Below are 23,956 nucleotides of genomic sequence, written 5' to 3'. Positions count from 1 at the left end.
ATCGAGTGGAACTTAGACAGTTGCAATACTTTTTGAAAGTTGCGCAGAAAGAGCATGTAACACAGGCTGCGGAGGAATTGCATGTAGCGCAATCCGCAGTAAGCAGGCAAATTCATCATCTAGAGGAAGAACTCGGTATCGACTTGTTCATGCAGAAGGGGCGTAATCTACAGCTAACCCCTGTCGGGCAATTGTTTTGCAAAAGAGTTGAGGGTATTCTGAAAGACCTGGATCGAGCTGTTGGTGAGGTTCATGAATTTCTGGATCCGGAAAAAGGCGAGATTCGAATCGGGTTCCCACACAGCCTGGGAATTCATTTAATTCCCACCATCGTATCAGAGTTTCGCAAACGCTATCCTAACGTTAAATTTAAGTTTAAGCAAGGGATGTTCCCGACTTTAATTCGAGATGTATTATCTGCTGAGGTTGATCTGGCTTTTGTGTCACCGTTCCCGGAGAAGCATGATCAAATTACAGGGGATATCGTATTAACAGAAGAGCTGTTTGCCATTTTACCTCAGAATCATCCTCTCGCTACAGAGGAATCGATTACCTTAGATCAACTGAGAGATGATAAATTTATTTTGTTCAGTAAAGGCTACTCGTTAAGGCCTATTGTATGGCACGCGTGTCTGGAGGCCGGATTTACACCTCGAATTGCTTTTGAGGGTGAAGAGACGGATACCATTCGAGGCCTCGTTGCGGCGGGGATGGGGGTAAGTGTATTGCCGGAGATGGCTTTATTTCAGACGAATCCGCTTCAGCCTGCAAGAGTTCGCATTAAGAGTCCAACGGTGACGCGAACGATTGGGCTCATTCACCGTAGTGATGAGAAGCTGCCGTTAGTAGCACAGTCATTTCGAACGTTCTTGCTTGACTATTTTGGACTAGACAACAGCAAAACCCCGGTCAAATAAATGACCGGGGTTCTTTATGCGGTTCTATTCGCGGTTGCTCGTAAAAATTCCAATGTAGCGAATGAGTTCAAGTAACGAAATCAGTGCAGCTGCTACATAAGTGAGCGCTGCGGAGTTAAGCACTTTACCTACACCGCGTTCTTCTTCACTTCGTACATAACCTTCTTCGACGATAATACGTCGAGCCCGGTTACTTGCATTAAATTCGACTGGCAGGGTAACGAGCTGGAAGGCTACAGTTACGGAGAAGAATATAATACCTAGACCAATCAAGTTAAATGCGTTGAAGATAAAGCCTGCCAATAGAAGAAACGGAGCAATACCGGATGCAAAATTAACGATTGGGAATATCCGGTGACGAAGCGCCAGCATCGGATAATGTTCTTTGTGCTGGATTGCGTGTCCTACCTCGTGAGATGCAACAGCTACAGCGGATATGCTTCTCTCATAATATACTGGCTCAGATAATCGGACGACACGGTGGATTGGATCATAGTGATCTGATAAGGCTCCTCTTACAGGTTCAATCGGAACATCATGCAAACCGTTCGTGTCCAGCATATGTCTAGCTACATCATAACCTGTTAAACCGGTTGAGTTATCTACTTTAGCCCATTTCTTAAATGTCCCTTGAACGCGGAATTGCGCCCAAACCGACAGTATGATGGCTAAGATCAGCAATACAAACATCATTCACACCATACCCCCATACTTCTATTAAGATGAAATTACATCATGGAGCTCTCAAGCATAATTTTTAGTGCTTCCATGCAAGCGGCACTCTTGGTAAGAAGAGCAGTGACGACTTTACGTTGTTGAGCGGGCTTCATTTCCTCGAGAAGAGGCTTGAGCTCATTCATCTCACGTTCAAGCTGCTCTACATGAATCTCCAAGCTGTTAAGCTTGCTGGTTACTTGTTCATTAGCCGAAACGTTACTCCACTTATCTAAAGAATTCTTAATCTCTTCGAGACTATATTTCTCTAGTTTCATCTGGATAATACGTTCAATTCGGTTTAAGGTTTCACTATTATATAATCTATAATTTTTTTGAGTACGCTGCTCTGGAGTAATTAATCCGAGCTTCGTATAATAGTCAATTGTACGTTCGCTGACACCGGCAGCCTTTGACAATTCACCGATTCGATACAGCTTCATATCCCCATCCCAAAACACTCACCTTTCCATATACTCTACATAAACATGATACATGATCTAGAACCATACAGTCAAACGTGACGCTTTTTCTGTGAACAGCCAGAGTGCAGCTGGATTTCGGTGGTTAAGGCTGGATCCGGAGATTAAGATGACTGCATCGCAATAACATGATTTCTTCCAAAAATGCCCTTGTCAATATATTGGTGTTCTTTTATAATTGCAATGGGAATATATTTTTCATTATATGTTATAAAAATTAACATTAGAATACACATGATTTCTTTTGTTCTTGTTTTACATGTCAAGTGGTCCCAATTATTAATACCAAATGTGTAAGCTAATCTTAGTTATATTGTCATCTTAAACACTAATTAGAACGACACCTTTTCGGCCTATCATGGTATGATGAAGAGGAACACGTCTAGGGGGACAGAACTATGGAACCTCTGAAATCTACGGGCAAAGCATTCTTATTGGATGATTTGAAGAATGTGCAATCTATACCTGCACTGAAACAAGCTCGAATGCAGAAGCAAGAGGAATTGCAAGACCTAACAGCAATTGTATCTTTGATTGAATGGTATCAAATGGTAAATGATTTGCATGATTATATTGCCAGACAAGTCATAGAAATATGCGAGAACGAGATGGAAGCCGAAGGTTATGGGAGCCGGCCTGTCCCTTATGCATTTGTTGTATTTGGGAGCTCTGGCAGAGGTGAAGCCACCCTGTGGAGTGATCAGGACAACGGTATGATTATTAGTGACTTGCCTCATCCAGGTAAAGAGGCGTACTTTGAGGAGCTGGGCAAAAGGATATCCGATTCACTCGAAGGTGTAGGTTATGCCAAGTGTGAAGGTAAGGTCATGTGCTCGGAGCCTTTATGGAGACGTACGCTTGCCTCTTGGAAGCAGCAGCTTGCGGATTGGACGGACGATCTGAAGTGGGAGCCTGTTCGATACTTGATTATCGCAGCAGATTTAAGGCATGTGGGAGGAGACCGCACACTATCGGAGGATTTTCGCAGTCACTTTAGTCAATTGTTTCAATCCACGCCAGATCTTGCCTCAGCCGTATTGAGAAATACGGTAAAGCACAAAGCAACTTTGAACATCCTTGGACGGGTGGTAACCGAGAGATTTGGTGAGCATGCGGGCGGATTTGATATCAAATATGGCATGTATATTCCGCTTGTTAACAGTGCTCGTTACATGGCCTTGCTGAATGGCCTGAAGGATACGAATACGATTAAACGTCTTACCAAGCTTGCTAGACTTGAAGCAGTTCCTCTTCATTCAGTGGATGCATGTGAAGATGCCTTTAAAATTGCTCTGAAGCTGAGGAGAGTTACTGAGGTTGAAAATGAGAATGGGATCATTTCAAGCAGCGGCTACATTGGCGAAGAACAATTAAAACAAAGAACGATTCTGTATGAGCTTAGGGAAGGCTTGAGCACAGTGAAAAAAGTGCACCGTAACCTACAGCGACAGCTTCGATTTGTAGAGAGGAGACGCTCATGAAAGACCCGGTAAGGGGCAATAACGGTTTTTGGAACTCGTTTAGGCAGGGAGGGGTGCCCTCGGCAATCGCTTCTATGCTCGGCGCCCCTACCGCACAGCAGATGGCCTTTTTACGTTCATTGATGCGGGAGAATCGTAAGCCAGAAGCGCTTAGAACACCTTTATCGGAGCTGGATGCGGTTGTATTTGATCTGGAGACGACAGGCTTTGCGCCCCAACATGGAGACGAAATCTTATCCTTCGGTGCAGTTCGGGTTGTAGGCGGTGAGATTATTGAAGATGAGCAGTTCTATACGCTGGTCAGACCCAAAGTCCCTATACCAGAACATATCACTGAATTGACAGGTATTACACCTGATATGACTCGTGATGCACCGCCTATATTGGAGGGACTGCATGACTTTATGTCCTTTGTCGGTGGGCGTGTCCTGGTAGCTCATGCCAGCGCACATGATAAATCCTTTTTGAATGCGGCATTATGGAAGACATCTAGAGTAAGGCTTAGTCATCGGGTTATTGATACAATGATGCTGGCCAGATGGCTGGAGCCTCAGCGGAATGGATACGGGCTTGATGAATGCCTGGAATCTCGGGGAATTCCCATTCACGGAAGACACCATGCACTTAAGGATGCCATGATGACGGCTCGCTTATGGGGTTGTTATTTAGATGATATTGCCGAGATGGAGGTTCATACCCTGTCTGATTTGTATGACCATTTAAGTCATGCTTAGTGAAGATTCGTTAAGAGTCAGCTGCTCTCCACTTTTTTGGATCGTGTATCCCTTGAGCTCCATTTGTTTCTTATCGTAAGTTAGTGAGCCTATGAGGTATGCCTTGAGCAAGGTGCCATACTGCTGAAGTGATTCCAAATCCTCAGGCGAAGGATAAGGTGACGAATTAGGATGGCTGTGAAATATGCCTATCATATTGGCTGTGCCAAGCACGTGTTTCACCCAGATGCCTGGATCCAGCTCGAAATGGTGTAATGGGTTAGGTGCGGTGTTCGGTATTGGGATATATTGAAGCAGGCGAATGACATGATGCTGATCCATATGGCCGAGAAGTATGCCGCAAGCTTCATAAGGGTGCTTTTCAAAGAGATGCCTTTCCAGAGCCGTAAATACTTCTTGTGTAATAATCATCTATACTCTCCTAATGATTCGCTATCATGATATCATTTTTTTCTGATAAGGCTCCTGAGCAGGAGCTTTTTTTATTTCACCTCCATCCTTCTTTTGTCAGTTGGATTGATACAATCTTCAAAAAAAGGGTAGAATGATAAAAAATGAACAACAACCATTTTGCATAATATACCCTTAAATGAAGCAGTTCAGGGTATGATGAGATGGATTCATGACTTTATAATCAATGAAAAGGGACGGACAAATGAAACGTAACCTATACATTATCATCGGAGTATTGCTGCTCGTTGGCATTGCGATATGGCAAGCCGGCGGAGGGAGCAGCCTGATTCAGCTTCAATCTGTTTTTCAATCAGAAGAGCCTGTGCCGACAGAAGTAGGAGCAAAAGCCGGGATGCTTGCGCCCTCTTTTCAATTAAATGGAATGGAAGAAGGCACATATAAAGTTGGCGGGAAGCGTGAAAAACCTGTGATGCTGAACTTCTGGGCCTCATGGTGTGAGCCTTGCAAAATGGAGGCACCTACACTGAATCATCTATCTGAAACATACAAAGATGAGCTTGATGTTTACGGGATTAATGTTACTAAATATGACACCGAAAAGGATGCTGCTGAGTTTGTAGATACCTTTCATGTTAATTTTCCAATACTGATGGATAAAGACGGCGCAATTTATGATTTGTACAAGGGAATGGCGTTTCCTACCAATGTATTGATTGATGAGAATGGAGTCATTCAGGAGGTCATTCTCGGCATCCTGTCCGAAGAAGAGCTTGAAAATAAAATCAAGGATTTACTGAAGTAACCCTATAGACCATGAACAGAAAGAGGCTGCTGACCATCTCAGCAGCCTCTTTTCTATCATGCTTAATGATTGACCATTCCTTGAGCCAAGGTATCCGGTTCTACAATCTCTGAGGGTACTTCGTCCAGGAGCGCATATCTAAAGCTGTCAACGAGTGCTTCCCAGCTCGCTTCAATGACATTCTCCGATACCCCAATTGTATTCCAGCCGTCGCTGAAGTTCTTTGATTCAATGAGAACTCTTACTTTGGCTGCCGTCGTATCCTTATCATCAAGCACCCGAACCTTGTAGTCGGACAAATGCATTTCCTGCAGAGAAGGATAGTATGTCACAAGAGCTTTGCGAAGCGCGTTATCCAGCGCATTTACCGGCCCGTTGCCTTCCGCTGCTGTATAGTGACTTCGACCGCCGACGCTTAATTTAACAAAAGCTTCAGATACGACGGGCTTTCCTGCCGTTTTCTCAACAAGCATTTTGAAGGATTCGAAGGTGAACAGTTCCTTGACTTCTCCATTGGCCTCCCGGATTAGAAGCTCAAGAGATCCATCTGCCCCTTCAAATTGATAGCCCTGATGCTCCATATCCTTAATTCTGTCAATCACTTGGCGGGAGTGGGAGCTGGTGGGATCTAATTCAATGCCCAGCTCCTGGGCCTTGGATATAATATTACTCTGACCGGCCAGTTCAGATACAAGAATCCGCTGCTTGTTCCCGACCTGCTCTGGGGCAATGTGCTCATAAGTACGAGAATCACGTAAAATGGCTGATACGTGTATGCCTCCTTTGTGCGCAAAAGCTGCACTGCCAACATAAGGCTGATTCACCGGCATATTGACATTGGCGATCTCACTGACATAACGCGAGACATTGGTTAGCTGTGCCAGCTTGTCTTCCTCAATACAATGATAACCTAATTTAAGCTGCAGGTTCGGAATTACAGAGCATAAATTGGCATTACCACAGCGTTCGCCGTAACCATTTATCGTTCCCTGAACATGTCTGGCCCCGGCAGAGATGGCGGCTAGTGTATTGGCAACGGCTAACTCGCAATCATTATGCGTGTGAATGCCAAAGTTCGCTTCGGGAAGATGAGATACAACGGCTCTTACGATTTCCTGAATTTCATGAGGCATCGTTCCTCCATTTGTATCGCACATCACGAGCCAATCCGCACCCGCTTCGTAGGCTCTTGTCATTACAGAGAGCGTATACTCGGGGTTATTCTTGTAACCATCAAAAAAATGCTCGGCGTCAAAAATGACTTCTAAACCGTTTCGTTTCAAATAATGAATCGAATCATAAATCATGTCGAGATTCTCTTCCAAAGTCGTCTGCAGTGCCGTATGAACATGAAAATCCCATGACTTGCCGACCAGTGTAGCTGCATCCGCACCGGATTCAATAATTCGGTTCAGGTTAGCATCGGTCTCGGCATTTCCGCCCTTCCGGCGAGTACTGCCAAAAGCAACGATCTTCGAGGTTAAACCCAATTGTTGAACACGCTTAAAAAATTCAATATCTTTCGAATTGCTTCCCGGAATTCCGCCTTCAATGTACTCAACGCCCAGATAATCGAGCTTCTTGGCAATGTTCAGCTTATCATCAACCGATAGACTAATTCCCTCCCCTTGTGTACCGTCACGAAGTGTCGTATCGAAGATTGAGATGTTCTTAGACATGTTGATCCCCCTTTGGAAGTCCACTAAAACCGTTTTTAATAATTTATTATAGCAGTTCTCACCTGGAATGTAAGATGGAAATTTGATAATTTATAATTATAAAATAATAGAATCAATTTCATAATACCTTTGGCTGCTTCAATCAAGAGTATATAGATCAAAAAGATTATTATGATTTATGAAATTGATTCAATAGATTGAAGCATCGTTGTATTATTATATAGAATGAATTTAAGTTTTATTATTCTAAAGTGAGCAGGAAATTTGATTAAATAGACAGAGGGTATGTGATGTGAACAACGTTAACGATTATTATCCTGCCAATGGACGCGTTATTTTACACGTGGATATGAATGCTTTTTATTGCTCGGTCCATGCCGCAGAAGAACCGAATATTTATGCAGGTAAACCAACGGCTGTCGCAGGAAGCAGTGAACAGCGCAAGGGGGTAATAGTCACATGTTCATACGAGGCAAGAGGACGTGGAATCAGCACGGGTATGGTGGTCAACCAAGGACTACGTCAGTGCCCTGAGCTCATGATCATTAAACCTGATTTTAATTTGTATCGAAAATACTCTAAAGCCTTCATGAGCATTGCTTATGAATATACCCCCCAGCTAGAGGCGACTTCCATTGATGAATGTTATCTTGATATTACCGGTTCCAAGCAATTTGGAACGCCGATGGAGATTGCAGAGACGATTCAAAATAGGATTAACGAGGAGCTGGGTATCCCATGTTCCATCGGAATTGCTCCGAACAAATTGCTTGCCAAGATGGCTTCAGATATGAAAAAACCAAATGGAATTACGGTGCTGCGGCTGCGGGATGTCCAGAAGAAGCTGTGGCATCGACCATGTGGTGAGTTATTCGGTATTGGCCGCAAAACAGAAGAGAAGCTGCGCAAGATCAACATCCATACGATTGGAGAACTCGCAAACGCGGAAGAGGGCTTGCTGAGGGATTACTTTGGAGTGCTCGGAACGTGGATGAAACAGGCAGCTCATGGGATTAGTGATTCTGAAGTGAGTCCGGTGCGAGAGCCAAATAAATCCATTGGCCATACGACAACACTTCCTGAGGATATCTCGAACGAAGAAGATATTAATCGTGTGCTGCTCAATATAAGTGATCAGGTGACCCGAAGACTTCGCAGGCATGGCATGATGGCAGAGGGAATTCAAATTACGATCCGCACCCCTGATATGAAGACAATGACCCGCTCTCAAATGCTGCATACCCCGACCGATCATGAGCAGGATATATATAAAGAAGCAACTTCTCTGTTCTATCGCCAATTTGGAGCAGGCAAGCCGCTTCGACTGCTCGGGATTACACTTCACAGCTTAATTCCAAAGAGTGAATCCGCCGTGCAATTGGATCTGTTCGACTATGAGCAGCAATTCAAGCGAGAGTCCTTAACCCATGTTATGGACGAGCTTCGGAACAAGTTCGGAGAGAATGCAGTATTAACTGCGGGCATGTTAGGTAATGACCCTTCGGTGCTGATCAGAAACTATAAGGAACGTGGAACTTCCTTGCAAAAAGACAATCTCCCGAGACCAGAATAGGGTGGATTATAAGAGGTATAATAACCCAAAATGATTTGTATTTGTTTTCACTTTGTATTAATATGATTGTTAGCATAGTTGAACCTACTGTTTGGTGTTAATTAATAGGAGGCAGAGAAGAAATGGCTAAATATACTTGGGTAGAGAAAGATACATGCATCGCTTGTGGAGCTTGTGGAGCGACTGCACCTGATATCTACGACTACGACGACGAGGGTCTGGCGGAAGTTATCTTTGATGGTGATTCCAACCGTGGAATTATTGAAATTCCTGAAGATCTTCATGATGATATGCAAGATGCTTGTGATGGTTGCCCTACAGACTCCATCAAAATTGCGGACGATCCTTTTAACAAGGAAGGCTAATATACGTCCTTCATTTAAGGCCTGATACCGATGCGGTATCAGGTTTTTTTTGTTTTATCCGATATATCATTCATAACCTATATCAAGGGGAGATAAGACATGCGCATGCCGCACGATCTGAAATCCTACGTTCAGAAGCATCCGGATAATCAAATGGCCTGGTATCTGCTGGGGAAGGATTATGAACGATCCGGTCAGACAGCGAAGGCTAACTATTGCTTTGAACGTTCAGGAGGAGTATATGAAGCTTTTGAGCACAGCAAAGCCCCTGCCCAGGTGTGGATCGAATATCAGCATAAGCTCATGCAGTTGGAACAGCAGCGAAAAAAACAACAGTTCAAGCGCAGATCTGCGGCTATAATGTTATGGCTGTTGTTGCTTGGCATTGTTCCTTCAGCGATGGCACCTGATGCCATGAATATTGACGTTGTTACAGAGCCTGCAGATGAATCATCACCTGAACAAGGACTTGAAAGTATAGATTACACCGATGAGCAGGGTGCAGCACATGAATCTGAAGCAGTTGAGGCAGGTCCAGAACCACCTGTGTTTACGGGAATTCCCCTGATCAACGACGAGATTACGGATGAAGCTGCAGGCAGAATGATGAATCAGCTGCGACATACGGATGCAACAATTATAACGCTTGGTCTGGAGCAGGAGAATGAATTTCTCTTATGGGGCACTTCGCCTGCAAAACCTCTGATGTATCAATTCCGTAGTAACGGGGAGGGTGAAGTGACGAGTCAATCCTTGCTGCCCGAGTGGTGTAAATGCACGCCTGATGATCTTAAGGGTCTGTCTGCAAGTGCCATAGAGTGGGGACAAAAAGAAGAGCAGGCGATCGCTCTACGGAGTGCAATAACAGCATACAAACAGTTAAATGGTGTGTATCCGGAGCGTATCGAGCAGTTAATGAAGCCTTTTCCGAATAATCACATTGGCGGTGTAAATTCTCCTATGCGGGAGCTGTATCCGGAGATGCTGGGTTATATCCAATCTCTTGCAGGAGACTACAGGGATTCTGAGTCTGATCCTACCATCGGAGAGAGGTCCAGCGAAGACGGGCCGTTACTGCCCAGCTTTGAGGATACCTATGGCGGTGAACCTTATATGAAGGAAGCTCTTTCTATCATTGTAAATAAGGAGACCCATCGATTGACGCTGCTGAGCGGAAGCATCGTATTACGAAATTATGAAGTTGGCCTAGGAGGCAATAAAACTCCCGAGGGAGATTTTGTTATATCAGACAAGGTAGTGAATCCGAATGGACGTTCAGACGGTGAATTCGGTACAAGAGGCATGCAGTTGTCAGATACGGATTATGCGATTCATGGCACGAACGATCCGGGAAGTATCGGGCTTGATGAATCCTTGGGCTGTATACGCATGCATCAAGAGGATGTAGAAGAATTGTTTGCGCTTGTACCGCCAGGTACTCAGGTTACGATTAAAGACAGCGCCAACACTCCAACACAAATCATCGCTCCGGAACAGGCCGGGGACCGATTTCAGCCAGAGCTTGTCCCCGGACAGACGAATCCGGACAAAATATATCACTGGCTCAATTAAGAGGTTGTCATTTCTCCGATAATAACGAGTGCAACAATGAGAATGATGAGCAGCAATACACTGAGTGCGGTCCATAAAACAGCCTTGCGGTTCACTTCTTCTTTTTTCTGCTGTAATGAGGGCTTCTGACGTTTGGTTGCCATGTAAGGGGAATCTCCTTTCTCGTATTGGAAAAATGTTAACAGACGTTTAAATACATAAGTTTCTACGTTTAAAATGGATGGTATACTTCATTGTAGTCAATTTACTGAGTATTTTCAAAGCTGCGTTATTCCCTTGGGTCCTTCTCCCTTTTCTTTTAGAACGAAAACAGCTAAACTGAAATTTAGAAGGAATACTGCACGTAAACGAACAGGACTTAACATGCATTCATTTCATTGATACATTTAGTGAATGTTTCCTTTTTCGAGAGCGCAGTTTATCCATAAGAATATGTAAACGGAGTGGGTCATTTGCTGTATCGTAATATTGGTAAACCTCTATTCTTCAAAATGGATCCGGAAAAAGCACACCATCTTGTAATAGGTGGAATGAATCAAGCAGGCTCATTTCCCGGAGGCACCAGCCTTCTCAAGACCATGTACGGTGTTAAGGAAACACCGGATCTTGCGACCGATTTGTTCGGATTACACTTCCCTTCACCGGTAGGGCTTGCAGCTGGACTCGACAAAAATGGGGAAGCGGTGCCTGGGTTTTCTTCCATCGGATTTGGATTCATGGAAGTGGGAACGGTAACACCAAAGGCGCAGCCGGGGAACGAACAGCCAAGGCTGTTTAGACTCCCGCCGGATGAAGCACTTGTGAACCGTATGGGCTTCAACAATCATGGAGCGGAAGCGATGGCGGGAATCTTATCTAAGCTTAAAGATGTTTCCATTCCGGTTGCCATCAACATTGGTAAAAATAAAGCTACCTCTAATGAGGATGCTCCAGGAGACTATCGCAAATGCATCCAGATTTTGTATCCGTACGCAGACTTTTTTGTCGTAAACATCAGTTCTCCGAATACGCCGGATTTAAGAAGCCTGCAGCATGGAAGTGAGCTGACGGAGTTATTATCCGCGGTAATGGACGAAATGGAGCAGCAGTCGCGTGCCTATGGGCGTTCCAAATCGGTGCTGGTCAAGATTGCGCCAGATGTGACAGAAGCTGAACTAGAATATATGGTTGATACGATTTCAAACAGTGGTGTTTCGGGCATCATAGCTACCAATACGACCATTAGCCGTGACGGCTTAACTCATGCGAATGCCAAGGAAACGGGTGGACTCAGCGGCAAGCCCTTGCGTGAGCGGTCTACTGAGATAATTAGCCGCGTCTATCGTCAGACGGGGGGAAGCCTGCCCATCATTGGGTCCGGAGGAATCTTCACGAGTGAGGATGCTTATGAGAAGATCAAGGCGGGAGCCAGTCTGGTTGAAATTTATACGGCATTAATTTATGAAGGTCCCGAAATTAATCAAAAGCTTCATTCCGGATTACGTGAACTGCTGCAGAGAGACGGATATCGTCATATATCGGAAGCCGTCGGCGCTCTGCACAGATAAAGATGCGGGGATATAAGAAGGTTTGAAGCAAAAGACAGGAGGCATACTTATGGACGGTAGAGATTGGGGGACATTTTTGCTTCCTTACGAACAGGCCGTAGAAGAACTTAAAGTTAAATTTAAGACGATGCGGGCAGAGCTCAAAAAACGTGAAGAATATGCCCCTATAGAATTTGTGACGGGAAGAGTCAAGAAAATATCGAGCATACTCGATAAAGCCAAACGTCTCGATGTACCTATGAACCAGATCGAAACCGGCATTGAGGATATTGCAGGCATTCGGATTATGTGCCAATTCGTTGAAGATATCCGAAGAGTTGCCGAGTATATCCGGGAACGCAAAGATCTGAAGGTGTTGTATGAGAAGGATTATATCACCAATTTCAAAGAGAGCGGCTATCGCAGCTTCCATATGATTGTGGAGTATCCAGTGCAGACAGCGCTAGGTCAGAAGCATGTATTGGCCGAGATTCAGATTCGGACACTGGCGATGAATTTTTGGGCGACGATTGAGCACTCCTTAAATTACAAATTTAGGGACTCCTTGCCCGAGGATGTAAGAGGCAGATTGAAGAAAACAGCGGAAGCCGCCTTTATTCTGGATAATGAGATGTCAGCCATCCGGCTTGAAATTCTTGATGCACAGAAAACATTCGAAGATGAATCCAACATCATTACCAAAACGCTTGCCATCATACACCAGCTTTATTTCTATCACCTTATTGATGAAGCTATTGACGCTCAGGCCAAATTCAACGAATATTGGCAGCAGCATGATATGGAAGCCATCAAGCAATTGTCTGATGAAGTGAAGGAGCTGCTGAACAAGGCTAGAAAAGGCAGCGACAACGGCGATGTCTAAATACGAGGCCCTCTATTTAGATTATCTGGTGTATTTTAATCGGGACCAGGATTATTTCGAATGTCATGAAGTGCTCGAGGAGCTGTGGCTTGAACAGAACAAGGAGCCCGTCTATAAAGGCTTGCTGCAAGTCGCCGTCGGCATGTATCATTTCCGTAATCAGAATATACGCGGCGCCTATATGATGCTTGAGAGCGCGGTGGAGATTCTGGAGAAGTACCCGGCGCAGACCCTGGGTATTGAGCTGGAGCTGCTGGTCGACACAAGCCGCAGTCTTGCGGAGAAGCTTCGGAACTATGACAGCCATCCGATCTCTTATCAGGATTTCACGATTGTGATCTGTGACGATGAGCTGGAAGAAGCTGTTCGTGCAAGGTCCCAGACAATTAAGCCTAACATTCCTCAAAGGCGGAGCCCAACACGGGGAAGAATATATGAAGAACGAATGAAGGCTTTAGGTCAGAACTTATAATGTTAATCTAAAATCATAATGCTTATCTACAAAAGTAAATCCCCCGGTGAATGGACATTTTGTCCAGCCAATCACCGGGGGATTATTTACTTATATGACAGGATGCACTTCACTAGATGTAGGAGCCCCATCCGGGGCATACTTATCATCAATGAACTTCTGGATTTCTTCGATGGACTTGCCTTCTGCCTTCAGACGAGCGGCATCCTTAACCTCTTCCAGGCAGATGCCGCATTGCGCACCATGATCAGTCCATGTTACTTCGGTCGATGTTGTCGATGATATGAAGCACCGATAGAGCGAGTCATGGGCTGCTTCATAGTCCATACAGCCACAGTAGCAGTTTAGCATTTTGAGCTCTTCCTGCACTTCGGATACAAGCGCATAGGTTGCTTGAGTATTATCCGTGTATTTGGCAAGGAAGGCCGGCATCTCAGATATAGAGGCACTTGCCTCATATTGTTCATTATCTTTACCGTGCATACTGTGATCGTGGGAAGCTCCCTTCTCACCGCAGGCAGCAAGCACCAAACTGCCTATCATCAGACCTGTAAACAGAATTCCATAAGTTTTTGGCTTCATTCCGCAGCAGTCCCTTTATATTTGGTAAAGAACTCTTCAATTTGTTCAGCAGTATATCCTGCGCTTGCGCCTTCGGCCTGCATTCCGCCTTCCAGGCGATCCTTCTCTACGCCATTTTCAAAATAGACGAGTGTTGGTGTAAACTCGATATTGTAATCTCTCCAGCCGTCCTCAAATTCTTTGAGATTAAATTGAGGAAGATCGACGCCTGCTTCATCAGCAATTGGCATCAGCTGCGGTGTGGTTGCCCGGCAGTGAGGGCAGTCAGAAGCGAAAAAGTAAGTAAAGAAGCTTTCTTTGTTCGAAATTTTAGTATCAAGCTCCTCAGGTAATATGATATTCTGATAATTTGGATCCTCTAAAATTTCACGTGTTGCAGGAGCAAGATCTGATTCTGGAAGACCATACACTTCATTAATGTTATTTTTATTCAGCTCATTCATGGTAATCAGTGCACCAATCAGGATGACAAATACGGCAATAAAGGCGATAATGGCCTTGCTTGGCTTTTTGTTAGCCTTGGTATTCGATTTTGCTTTGGAATTTGTGGTGCTTTTCGATTTTGAACTCATATCCATCCCCCGTCATAATTAATACTAAGGACAAGCCTTAGATGCCATTCATTATACAACATTACACTGTGTAGTGAAACAGGGGAAGCAAGTTATATTTGTGAACTACATCGATGAATCATAAAAATGATGAACTAAGTCAGAACAGGATGATGAAAAAATGGCGATACGCCTGCCTATACAATTTGCTGAACGAATGAAGAAGATGCTTGGCGATGAGTATGAACAATTTGTGAAGTCCTATGAGAGTGCACCTCGTGCAGGCATCCGTGTTAATACGTTAAAAATAGATCCTGCTTCATTTGCCGAGATCTCTCCGTTTCCATTGAAACCCATCCCATGGTGTGAGACAGGATATTATATTCCTGCAGGCAGCAAGCCGGGTCTCACTCCGTACTACCATGCAGGTCTGTATTACGTTCAAGAACCTAGTGCAATGGCACCCGTGGAGCTGCTGGAAGCCAAGCCGGGTGATCATGTGCTTGATCTATGTGCTGCCCCTGGGGGAAAATCGACTCAAATTGCCGCACATCTAAAAGGAAGCGGGGTACTGGTGACAAATGATATCAGTACAGACCGGACCAAGGCGCTTGCCAAAAATATAGAGATGTATGGTGTTCGAAATGCAGTGGTTCTAAATGAAAGCCCAGAGCGCATAGCCGATGCGTTCCCGCATTATTTTGATAAAATACTGATAGATGCACCTTGCTCCGGGGAAGGAATGTTTCGTAAGGATGAGGACATGGTGCGGCAATGGGAGCACCACTCCATAGAGCGGTGTGTACTGATGCAGCGCGATATATTAGATACCGCTGCGAGGCTGCTTGCTCCTGGGGGAAGAATCGTCTACTCAACCTGTACATTTGCACCAGAGGAGAACGAGGCAATGATTGGAGAGTTTCTACGGCAGAACCCATCGTTCCGAGTTGTTCCTATCCGTAATGTGAGTGGAATATCTGGTGGACATCCTGAGTGGATAGAGCAGGCTGCAGCTGAAGAGCAATTTGAGGGACTTCAGATCGAGCCTGTATCGCAGGAAGAACATCCTGATCTGTATGCACAGCTTCAAGGCACGGGCAGATTATGGCCGCATTTAGTGGAAGGAGAAGGTCATTTCGTCGCCGTGCTTCAGCATGACGGTACTCCTCTTGATAAACCGGCTGATCAGCCATTATATGTGCACAGTACAGTGGAGAAGGAAGCCGCTCACGGCAGAAACATTAAGAGTAAAAAACAGAAGCACAACGAGAAGCACGGGGGAGCAAAGCACAGAAATCGGTCTGATCAAATGCCGATGGATGCGGAATTGGTCTTTCGGTCATTTGTCGCTGAGCAGCTGAGTGTGGATCTGCCGGGACAAACGGTATTGTATGGAGAGAAGGTATACCAGACGCCCACCCAGCCGGAACGGCTGGCAGGGCTTCGGGTCATTCGCGCAGGCTGGTTTATGGGATCGGTTAAAAATGGGCGATTTACGCCCTCCCAGGCACTGGCATCTGCTCTGAACGCAGAGGAAGTGAAGCGGAGTGTACAGCTTATTACAGAGAGCGGCGAGGCAGTCAAATATTTAAAGGGCGACACACTGGAATTGGATGAGGATCGACTGGTTAAGTCAGGCACTGCTTCCCCTAAAGGATACACTCTCGTGACCGTTAACGGGCATTCCGTTGGCTGGGCGAAATGGCAGGATGGCAGACTCAAAAATGAATATCCGGCAGGATGGAGGTGGACCTCGGTATGAGTGAGAACACGATGAAAAAAACAGTCAAAAAGCTGCGGATTGATAAAATACTGAGCCACATGGGGTACGGGACCCGATCTGAAATTAAGAAAGCTGTTAAGAATGGCTATGTTACGGTGAATGGTCAAACGATTAAAGACAGCGGTATGCAGGTCGATCCAGACTTTGATGTTGTGGAAATTGATGGGGAAGTCGTGAAATATAGAGAGTTTATCTATTTGATGCTGCATAAGCCTCCTGGAGTCATCTCGGCTACAGAAGATTTAAGAGAAGAAACAGTTATTGATTTATTGGATGAAGAATACGTCATTTTTCAGCCCTTCCCTGTTGGAAGGCTGGACAAGGATACGGAAGGTCTTCTGCTGCTCACGAATGACGGACAGCTTGCACATAATCTGCTATCTCCAAGGAAGCATGTTCCGAAGACGTATGAGGCAAAGGTCCTCGGAAGCATTGGAGATAAGGAAATTACAGCCTTTCAGCGTGGAGTTACGCTTGATGATGGTTATGTCACGAAGCCGGCAGAACTGATGGTTACCTCGGAAGAACAGACAGATACGGGAATGATCTCATATATTCAGGTGACGATTCATGAGGGCAAGTTCCATCAAGTCAAGCGGATGTTCGAAGCCGTTGGCTCTAAAGTGCTCTATTTAAAACGGATTTCGATGGGAAGTCTTATGCTCGACCCGGAGCTTCCGATGGGATCCTATCGTGAGTTGACAGAAGAAGAACTAAACAGTCTTATCAATTGATTTTTGATGTATTTTATAAAATAGAGAATAAGGATGGATAGGTTATGACATATCGATTAATCGCACTTGATGTGGACGGAACGCTGTTAAATGACCATCATGAATTGTCAGAGGCAAATAAGAAAAGTATACAGCAGGCTGCCAAGAACGGCGCAGAATTTGTTCTATGTACGGGCAGAGGTCCTGTGAATACGATTCCTATTATGGAGGGTATGGGACTTGGTGGATACGTCATTACTCACAATGGTGCAGCAACGGTGGATATCAAGTCTCGTGAAGTGGTCGATCAGTTTCCGATACAGGCTGAAGAGCTGATGCCATATATAGATTACTGCCGTGATCATGGCATTCATTTTGATGTGAATACCGCGTTCGGGCTGTATGTTGACCGTGCAGACGAAATGACGCTTGAGGTTCGCAGCATGTATGAGGCTGTATTCCTTACACCACTGGATCTTCCTGTATGGGCTGATCTAAGAGAGCCTGTCGTGAAATTCTCGGCCTTTGGAAGCTTAGAAGCCATGGATGCACTGGAGAAAGAGTGGAGAACGTGGAACAGTCCATTCTATATGGTTCGCAGCGGGGATTTTTTCCTCGATCTGATGCATAAGGATGCTTCCAAAGGAGCGGCTCTGCAGCGATTGGCTGAGAAAAGAGGATATCGCCCAGAGGAAGTGCTCGCAATGGGGAATTATTATAATGATATTACAATGCTCACCTATGCGGGTAAAGGGATTGCAATGGATAATTCACCTGTCGAAGTGAAGGCGGCAGCCGATGAGATTACGTTGTCTAACAATGACAGCGGGGTTCATCATGCGTTAGTTAAGCATGTGGTCAATGTGTAAGTAATATTCTTCCTCTCATTAGGGCATTCTAGATGCATAGCCAGCTAACACATGGTTACAGTTATAATTTCCGGCATAATAGGAGGTAGTTAGATCGTGAGCTATCATATTCGGCTAAGACCTGATCTAAGAACATCGAATGGTGAAGTCCATGACATCATGGTAGAACATCAATATGCAGGCTCACTAATCCTTGTATTCCGGGAAGGACAAAGACTGGCAGGCAGTGTCCAGTTGGATGCAGAAAGTATTCCCGGAGATGCTAAGGATGAGATTATTGCCTACGTGCAAGAATATGTGCTTCAATTCCGTGATGCAGTAGCCGCTGAGCACTTTGATATTATGTTATCGTGGGGCAGGGTTGAGTGCGTTCTAGGTGATGAAGAGGTATACGAAGAGTATACGCTTGATGATGTTATGGATGAGAGCTCTGAAGAAGGCTTGATTGAGCATGGGGCTTTTCATACGGAGGAGCCATCAGTTTTTCGGTATGAGGCTGAGACTGGTGAAATGCAGATTGAACTGATAAGTAGTGGCCGGAACGTGTCCTCATATGAGCTGCAAACAGGAAATGGCTATAGGATTGCTGAAGCTGTGCTTAAGCAGTATGGGACAGATATCAAGGGAATGGTGGACTGGCTCATTGACCCTGACGAAGAGGACCTTGAAACTGCGGAAGAGCTGCTAGTATCCGAGGTTAACGATGAAGAAATTGATACAATAACGATAGATATGCAATTTGAAGGTCAGCGCGTTGCGCTGTTAGAGCTGGAGCATCGGGATTTCGTTGAGCTGGATGATGAGGAGACTGAAGAGGGACCGGATTGGGATGAAGACGGCATGGAGCTGAATATGACGGTTCACGAATCTGTTAATGAGAACTGCTACGCCACTCTGATTCGTCATGACCGCGATATCCTGACATATGAGCTGTTTTTTAAGGAAAATGGAGGATATCCGGCAGCAACAGCGACGGTCGATATTAGTGATGATGAAATCTCAGGATACATCGACTTTAACATCCATCCGAGTGAAGAACAGCGTGAACAGCTGTTCCTGCTCATGGCTCGGGAGCTTGACAAAGAAACGGATGTTAATAAGCTTCACCTGACGATGCTCTACCGTAATGCGGTAATTGATGAGATTGAGCTTGCTGAGTTAGATTAGAAATTGATTCGAAGCCAAGCCCAGCATCATCTATGGATATAGTCAGTTATAGAGCAAACAGCATTCGATCGGGCCTTCCCCTGTAGGGGGGCAAAGTCCCGTTCGAGTGCTGTTTGTGTTTTGAGTAGAGAGATATCTTGTCTCTGAGCTGTGTAACAGCTGCTTATAAGTTTATACGCAGACCCTTAGGTCGTTTATTCTTAAGCTGACCGCTGCTTGCTTTTGCCCAGCCGACAGGGTAACCCTTCGTCGTCACCATTACCCAGCCTTGAAGGTGGGCATCAAGAGTAAGGGTCTCACCGCGAAGATAAGCCAACAGCTCCGTGGAGTCAGGCGGAAGATCATAGGACAGCAGTGCCTGTTCAGGAGCAGCTGACATCGCCAGCGCATGTGCTGGCTCGAACCTTCCCTTCTTCCAATCTCCGAGATGAAGGCCAGGGCGGGGAGTTTTTAATCCCTTCAGTTGTTCCTCTGAGATGCTCAGCTCACTCGTTTCGGGCAAATAGTATAGTGCTTCCCCATAGAGGAGAGGCCTTCCTGGCTGAAGTGAGAAACCAGGGAGATTCGTGCCCGCCCATTCTTGATATCCGGCCCAGGCTTCAGTAACTCCGGCTGCGGCGTTCTTTTTTCCTCTTTTACGAAGCTTGGCTGCAGGCAGCTGTTCATGGGCTCGTTCGTTTCCTTCACTTGCGGCCTTTTTCTTGAGCAGAGCAACAAAATGTCCCTCTCCTTCACTCCGATGCGGCCAGATTCGTTCGGTCCGGACCCACTCCATATCCTTATATTCGTTTATGAAACGTTCTACGGTATCCTCATTTTCCTGTCGGTTAAAAGTGCAGGTGGAATAGGCGAGATGTCCTCCGGGCTTCAGCATCTTATAGGCCTCCTGCAGAATGTCCCACTGGCGGGCAGCACACATGTGAACAGAGGATAGAGACCATTCGTTAATGGCTTCAAGATCTTTACGAAACATGCCTTCACCAGAGCAGGGCGCATCAAGCATAATCCGATCAAATGCTTCGGGAAACCGGGCGGACAGCTCGTCAGGAGCGGCATTCACGACCACCGTCCGGGTCAGGCCAATTCTTTCTACGTTTTCCGCAAGGATTCGTGCCCGGCCGTTATGAATTTCGTTAGAGACGAGCAGGCCCGTATCCTTCATTTTGACAGCCATATGCGTCGTCTTGCCGCCAGGTGCTGCTGCCAGGTCTAAGACCGTTTCGTATGGCTGAGGATCGAGCAGCTCAATCGCGGACATTGCTGAAGGCTCCTGAATATAATATAACCCGGCAGTGTGATAAGGGTGCTTGCCAGGTCTTTCTTGACTATTGTAATAGTATCCTGTGCTGCACCAAGGAACCTTGCTAAGCTGGAACTGCTGGGCAATGAGCTGTATATCTTCTTCCTTGAGCTTCAGGGTATTGAGCCGTAGAGCTTGGGTGCGCGGCTTGTTGTAGCTATCAAGAAATGCAGTAGTCTCCTGCCCGAGCATGGATTTCATCTGTTCGATAAAGTCCTGGGGCAGTGTTTCCTTACTCATGTTTTTTCAAATCTCCTTCGTATCTTCTTTACTGGAACATATGAGCTAATATATCATGATTACAGACTTGCTTTCAAAAGAAACCACGAAAGGGGCACTATAGGATGCGATTGCTCCAAGCTTTATTTTTCCCTCCTGAGCAGCCAGGGGGAGTATCATCTATGATTCCTTACCTGCAGGAACGCTTCAACAGCCCGAGATGGGAGATGGAGCTGTTCTCCCTTCCGAAACGAATCCGCAACAAGGGCAGTGAAGAGATCCGCTTTGACACTTTTGACTGGACGCAGTACGGCGAGAGTCCGATCGTTCAGAAATATATCCAAACCTTCCGGGATTATTTATGGTGGATCAAGCTTCGCATACATAAGCCCTATGATTTGATCCATGCACATCATCCGATCGCAGGACTGGCGATGAAGAAGGCTTTTCCAGCAACGCCGCTGATTCAAACCATTCACTCCAGCTATGAGCGGGAACTGATCCTGAATGGCAAAATAGAAGAGAATGGGTTAGAGCATCGCTTCTTAACCTCTCTCTATGGTGAGCTGGAACATGCGGCCGATTGCATGTTAACCGTATCCGAATCGTTCCGCACATATATGTCGCCCTATGTTAAATCCCCTGAAAAAATTGGGATCGTGCCGAATGGCTTTGATGAGAAAAGATTCAAGCCGATTCCTCATGAGAATGAGGTGCCCCAGCTGGTAACAGTGTGCCGTCTCGTTCCGGCAAAAGGGATTGATGTGCTGTTTGAAGCTTGCTGCGAACTGAAAAAACGGGGTCATGATTATGTACTTCATATCATTGGAGATGGTCCGATCCGTTCCGAACTGGAGGAATTGGCCCAGCAGCTCGGTATTTACAATGAAACGATATTTTATGGCTACACCCTTCATCCTGAAGAGTTCGTCCCCTTCTTTGACATCTTCGTCCTCCCATCAAGAGCTGAAGCGTTTGGTTCCGTATTTGCCGAGGCAGCACTGAGCTCACTGGCGTTAGTTGGGACTGATGTTGGGGGTATAAGCGAACAAATTGAGGATGGTGTTAACGGGCTGCTCGTTCCCAAAGACAATGCTGTAGCACTAGCAGATGCATTGGAGAAGGTCATCCAGGATCCTCTATACCGCTATGAGCTTGCCCGATCAGCGAGCGAAAAGGCGAAAACTGAATATTCTCTAAGAAGGTCTGTTCATATGCTGAAGAAGCTGTATTTGAAGTTTGAGCCTGCGAATTGACACCAGCTGTGTTAGTTATTGTCCTTATTCTTGAAGGACCCGAGCGGGCTCTTGATCAAATGAGCTACCCATACGACGGCCAGCGTTCCATAGATCGGGTATAAGATCGACAGAAGTGAACTGAAGCCGAATTGGCTGAGCAAGAAGCAGGACAGCATAATAAATAAAGTGATGAGCTTAGGCGATACTTTGAGATGCTCCCGTACCTGTAAGGTTATCCCGTAAATATCGGCAACAAAAGTACTGAAGATTTCCATGAAAATCAGAAAAATATACATGAGCTGTATGGCTGCGCCGAGAGCGAATGCAATGCTTCCCATGGGAACTTCAAATTGCTTGATGCCAGGCATATACGCCGACATGGCAAAATGGGCTGTCATGAGCATGAACCCAATTCCGATTCCCCCGAGTATTCCGCCATATTTAATGACGCGTCTGTCGGTGATCTGACTGCCGAGCGGTACAAGAATGGCCTGTGCCATAGCTAGATTGAATGAGCTGTACAAAATGGGTGACAGCCAAGTTGCGAACATGCTGCGATCGGGTTCCAGCCTCACAAAATTGGCTGCGCCCGGATGACCCGTGGTGTGGAAAAGGATGAATAAAGATAGTGTCATCATAAGCGGGACGACGATGCTGTTCATCTGCAGGATGGCATGAATTCCTCGTCCAAGCAGAAGATAGGTGCCGACAAGCGTAATTAACAGTCCGGTTTGATAAGACAGATGCAAATGCTCCATAAACACCGAGCCTGCTCCTGCAAGAATGACACTATTAACGCCAATCAGCACGAACAAGGTGAAGAAGCTGATCCATTTTCCTGCATTTTTGCCAAACAAGTGGCTGTTTAGATCTTCGTATGATTTAGCTCCGGTATCATGTGCCACCAGCATCATTTTGGTACCCAGCCAAACGAAGAGCAGGCAGGACAGTAATATTGTAAGAGTTGCCCATTTCCCATATTCGGTAAAAAACTGCAATATTTCTTGTCCGGTGGCAAATCCCGCACCAACAATAGTTCCAACATAGGTGAATGCGACTTGCAGCACCTTGGTACTCTGTCTCATGCTTCTCCTCCTTGTTATCTACAAATGCCAGAGCAGCACCTTCATGGGTGTAAATACGCCCTCTTACAAGGTATGCACTTGTCCACTTGGACATGACCCGACTCTGAAATGAAGATAAACTTCTTGAAAGAAGCTGGTGAGGTGTGATACTTTTACGTCATAGGATAGGCTGGGAGGTCATATGCATGGAAATATTAAAACAAAAAATTGTAGAGCAGGGTGTTGTCGTATCGGATCAGGTGCTGAAGCTGGATGCTATACTTAATCATCAGATTGACCCTGAATTGACGATGGAGATGGGACGAGAGTTCGCTCGGCGTTTTGAAGCGGAGGGCATTACTCGAATTGTCACTGTTGAATCTTCGGGAATTCCGGTGGCCTTCGCAACAGCGGTTCATATGGGAGTACCGCTTGTGTTTGCACGAAGAAAGAAGACGCTGCTGGCCGATCCTGACGCCTATTGTGAACGGGTGCCGTCTTTTACGAAGGGTATTGTGACCGATATTATGGTATCGCGGGAATTTATAGATCCGAAGGATCGAATATTATTTATAGATGACATTATTGCAAACGGGGATGCGGCCAAAGGGATCATCAAAATCGTTGAGCGTTCCGGTGCATCGCTTGCCGGATTTGGTGTTGTTGTCGAGAAATGCTTCCAGTCCGGAGCGAGTGCGATCCGTGAACAAGGGATTCGGGTTGAATCTCTTGTGAAGATCGAATCACTCAAAGACGGATTCGTAAAGTTTGCTTAAGTTCATATATGGGTAATTTTTATTAGAATGGCCTAATTTTTGCTCATTATCTTTGCACGGGGCAGGATAATGGCTTATAA

The 23,956-nt window shown here is 45.6% G+C and carries 25 protein-coding genes; 16 read left to right on the top strand and 9 right to left on the bottom strand.

Annotation, left to right across the window (positions count from 1 at the left end; all coding sequences use genetic code 11):
• Nucleotides 1-5 precede the first annotated feature (5 nt).
• On the top strand, nt 6-917 hold the full coding sequence (locus BLW49_RS03105; RefSeq protein WP_076311345.1) for a glutamate biosynthesis transcriptional regulator GltC: 912 nt from the start codon (nt 6-8) through the stop codon (nt 915-917).
• 24 nt (nt 918-941) lie between these two features.
• On the opposite strand, the gene BLW49_RS03100 is transcribed toward BLW49_RS03105, so the two are convergent.
• Nucleotides 942-1,610 carry a zinc metallopeptidase gene (locus BLW49_RS03100; RefSeq protein ID WP_076311344.1) on the bottom strand — a complete coding sequence of 223 codons (669 nt, stop codon included), beginning with the start codon at nt 1,608-1,610 and terminating at the stop codon, nt 942-944.
• 35 nt (nt 1,611-1,645) lie between these two features.
• A complete protein-coding gene (locus BLW49_RS03095; protein WP_076311343.1) occupies nt 1,646-2,074 on the bottom strand; it encodes a MerR family transcriptional regulator in 429 nt (142 codons plus the stop codon).
• A gap of 437 nt (nt 2,075-2,511) precedes the next feature.
• Between BLW49_RS03095 and BLW49_RS03090 the strand changes: the two genes are divergently transcribed.
• Nucleotides 2,512-3,594 carry a DUF294 nucleotidyltransferase-like domain-containing protein gene (locus tag BLW49_RS03090; protein ID WP_090723097.1) on the top strand — a complete coding sequence of 361 codons (1,083 nt, stop codon included), beginning with the start codon at nt 2,512-2,514 and terminating at the stop codon, nt 3,592-3,594.
• Nucleotides 3,591-4,328 (top strand): exonuclease domain-containing protein, encoded by a 738-nt coding sequence (locus BLW49_RS03085; RefSeq protein ID WP_076311341.1) that lies wholly within the window; start codon nt 3,591-3,593, stop codon nt 4,326-4,328. The genes BLW49_RS03090 and BLW49_RS03085 overlap by 4 nt, the downstream gene beginning before the upstream one ends.
• Here BLW49_RS03085 and BLW49_RS03080 read toward each other — a convergent pair.
• Nucleotides 4,314-4,739 (bottom strand): M67 family metallopeptidase, encoded by a 426-nt coding sequence (locus BLW49_RS03080; protein ID WP_090723095.1) that lies wholly within the window; start codon nt 4,737-4,739, stop codon nt 4,314-4,316. The genes BLW49_RS03085 and BLW49_RS03080 overlap by 15 nt on opposite strands.
• A 244-nt stretch (nt 4,740-4,983) precedes the next feature.
• Between BLW49_RS03080 and BLW49_RS03075 the strand changes: the two genes are divergently transcribed.
• A complete protein-coding gene (locus BLW49_RS03075; RefSeq protein WP_090723094.1) occupies nt 4,984-5,544 on the top strand; it encodes a TlpA family protein disulfide reductase in 561 nt (186 codons plus the stop codon).
• Between the two features lie 62 nt (nt 5,545-5,606).
• Here BLW49_RS03075 and cimA read toward each other — a convergent pair whose 3' ends face one another.
• Entirely contained in the window at nt 5,607-7,223 is a 1,617-nt protein-coding gene (gene cimA, locus BLW49_RS03070; RefSeq protein WP_090723092.1) for a citramalate synthase, read from the bottom strand.
• Nucleotides 7,224-7,515: 292 nt separating this feature from the next.
• Between cimA and BLW49_RS03065 the strand changes: the two genes are divergently transcribed.
• From BLW49_RS03065 to BLW49_RS03055, 3 genes are all read left to right on the top strand, one after another.
• Nucleotides 7,516-8,796, top strand: coding sequence for a DNA polymerase IV (locus BLW49_RS03065; RefSeq protein ID WP_090723091.1), 1,281 nt, complete (start codon nt 7,516-7,518; stop codon nt 8,794-8,796).
• A gap of 122 nt (nt 8,797-8,918) precedes the next feature.
• On the top strand, nt 8,919-9,161 hold the full coding sequence (locus BLW49_RS03060; protein ID WP_076311336.1) for a ferredoxin: 243 nt from the start codon (nt 8,919-8,921) through the stop codon (nt 9,159-9,161).
• 99 nt (nt 9,162-9,260) lie between these two features.
• Entirely contained in the window at nt 9,261-10,733 is a 1,473-nt protein-coding gene (locus tag BLW49_RS03055; RefSeq protein WP_083655701.1) for a L,D-transpeptidase family protein, read from the top strand.
• Here BLW49_RS03055 and BLW49_RS28665 read toward each other — a convergent pair.
• Nucleotides 10,730-10,876 carry a hypothetical protein gene (locus BLW49_RS28665; protein WP_177178625.1) on the bottom strand — a complete coding sequence of 49 codons (147 nt, stop codon included), beginning with the start codon at nt 10,874-10,876 and terminating at the stop codon, nt 10,730-10,732. The two genes, BLW49_RS03055 and BLW49_RS28665, sit on opposite strands and share 4 nt — an antisense overlap.
• A gap of 309 nt (nt 10,877-11,185) precedes the next feature.
• Between BLW49_RS28665 and BLW49_RS03050 the strand changes: the two genes are divergently transcribed.
• The 3 genes from BLW49_RS03050 to BLW49_RS03040 are packed head-to-tail and all read left to right on the top strand — an operon-like array spanning nt 11,186 to nt 13,614.
• Nucleotides 11,186-12,280, top strand: a complete 1,095-nt coding sequence (locus tag BLW49_RS03050; protein ID WP_090723089.1) for a quinone-dependent dihydroorotate dehydrogenase — start codon at nt 11,186-11,188, stop codon at nt 12,278-12,280.
• Nucleotides 12,281-12,329: 49 nt separating this feature from the next.
• On the top strand, nt 12,330-13,142 hold the full coding sequence (locus BLW49_RS03045) for a GTP diphosphokinase (protein WP_076311334.1): 813 nt from the start codon (nt 12,330-12,332) through the stop codon (nt 13,140-13,142).
• The gene (locus tag BLW49_RS03040) at nt 13,135-13,614 is read left to right on the top strand and encodes a DUF309 domain-containing protein (protein WP_076311333.1); all 480 of its coding nucleotides are present in this window, start codon (nt 13,135-13,137) and stop codon (nt 13,612-13,614) included. The genes BLW49_RS03045 and BLW49_RS03040 overlap by 8 nt, the downstream gene beginning before the upstream one ends.
• A gap of 90 nt (nt 13,615-13,704) precedes the next feature.
• Here the strand turns inward: BLW49_RS03040 and BLW49_RS03035 are convergent, their stop codons facing one another.
• On the bottom strand, nt 13,705-14,196 hold the full coding sequence (locus BLW49_RS03035) for a PCYCGC motif-containing (lipo)protein (protein WP_076311332.1): 492 nt from the start codon (nt 14,194-14,196) through the stop codon (nt 13,705-13,707).
• Entirely contained in the window at nt 14,193-14,768 is a 576-nt protein-coding gene (locus BLW49_RS03030; protein WP_090723088.1) for a thioredoxin family protein, read from the bottom strand. Before BLW49_RS03030 ends, BLW49_RS03035 begins: the two co-directional genes overlap by 4 nt.
• A 160-nt stretch (nt 14,769-14,928) precedes the next feature.
• Between BLW49_RS03030 and BLW49_RS03025 the strand changes: the two genes are divergently transcribed.
• The 4 genes from BLW49_RS03025 to BLW49_RS03010 all read left to right on the top strand — a co-directional run bounded on the left by BLW49_RS03025 (nt 14,929) and on the right by BLW49_RS03010 (nt 19,279).
• A complete protein-coding gene (locus BLW49_RS03025) occupies nt 14,929-16,509 on the top strand; it encodes an RsmB/NOP family class I SAM-dependent RNA methyltransferase (RefSeq protein ID WP_090723086.1) in 1,581 nt (526 codons plus the stop codon).
• Nucleotides 16,506-17,264 carry a pseudouridine synthase gene (locus BLW49_RS03020; RefSeq protein WP_371264512.1) on the top strand — a complete coding sequence of 253 codons (759 nt, stop codon included), beginning with the start codon at nt 16,506-16,508 and terminating at the stop codon, nt 17,262-17,264. The genes BLW49_RS03025 and BLW49_RS03020 overlap by 4 nt, the downstream gene beginning before the upstream one ends.
• 44 nt (nt 17,265-17,308) lie before the next feature.
• Nucleotides 17,309-18,112: a Cof-type HAD-IIB family hydrolase gene (locus BLW49_RS03015; protein WP_076311330.1), complete on the top strand. Its 804-nt coding sequence runs from the start codon at nt 17,309-17,311 to the stop codon at nt 18,110-18,112.
• A 96-nt stretch (nt 18,113-18,208) separates the two neighbouring features.
• Complete coding sequence (locus BLW49_RS03010) at nt 18,209-19,279, top strand: hypothetical protein (RefSeq protein WP_090723085.1); 1,071 nt, start codon at nt 18,209-18,211, stop codon at nt 19,277-19,279.
• 163 nt (nt 19,280-19,442) lie between these two features.
• On the opposite strand, the gene BLW49_RS03005 is transcribed toward BLW49_RS03010, so the two are convergent.
• Nucleotides 19,443-20,819, bottom strand: coding sequence for an RsmB/NOP family class I SAM-dependent RNA methyltransferase (locus BLW49_RS03005; protein WP_076311328.1), 1,377 nt, complete (start codon nt 20,817-20,819; stop codon nt 19,443-19,445).
• 104 nt (nt 20,820-20,923) lie between these two features.
• Here BLW49_RS03005 and BLW49_RS03000 point away from each other — a divergent pair, with 104 nt between their 5' ends.
• Nucleotides 20,924-22,054 (top strand): glycosyltransferase family 4 protein, encoded by a 1,131-nt coding sequence (locus BLW49_RS03000; protein WP_076311327.1) that lies wholly within the window; start codon nt 20,924-20,926, stop codon nt 22,052-22,054.
• Nucleotides 22,055-22,065: 11 nt separating this feature from the next.
• Here the strand turns inward: BLW49_RS03000 and BLW49_RS02995 are convergent, their stop codons facing one another.
• Nucleotides 22,066-23,121 carry a YkvI family membrane protein gene (locus BLW49_RS02995; protein ID WP_076311326.1) on the bottom strand — a complete coding sequence of 352 codons (1,056 nt, stop codon included), beginning with the start codon at nt 23,119-23,121 and terminating at the stop codon, nt 22,066-22,068.
• A gap of 185 nt (nt 23,122-23,306) precedes the next feature.
• Between BLW49_RS02995 and BLW49_RS02990 the strand changes: the two genes are divergently transcribed.
• The gene (locus tag BLW49_RS02990) at nt 23,307-23,876 is read left to right on the top strand and encodes a xanthine phosphoribosyltransferase (protein ID WP_076311325.1); all 570 of its coding nucleotides are present in this window, start codon (nt 23,307-23,309) and stop codon (nt 23,874-23,876) included.
• The last annotated feature ends 80 nt before the right edge of the window (nt 23,877-23,956 follow it).

Origin of the sequence: Paenibacillus sp. PDC88, from assembly GCF_900106725.1 — a bacterium.
Lineage (GTDB): Bacteria > Bacillota > Bacilli > Paenibacillales > Paenibacillaceae > Paenibacillus > Paenibacillus shunpengii.
Note: the sequence above shows the minus strand (reverse complement) of the source record. Positions and strands in the feature narration are given on the sequence as shown.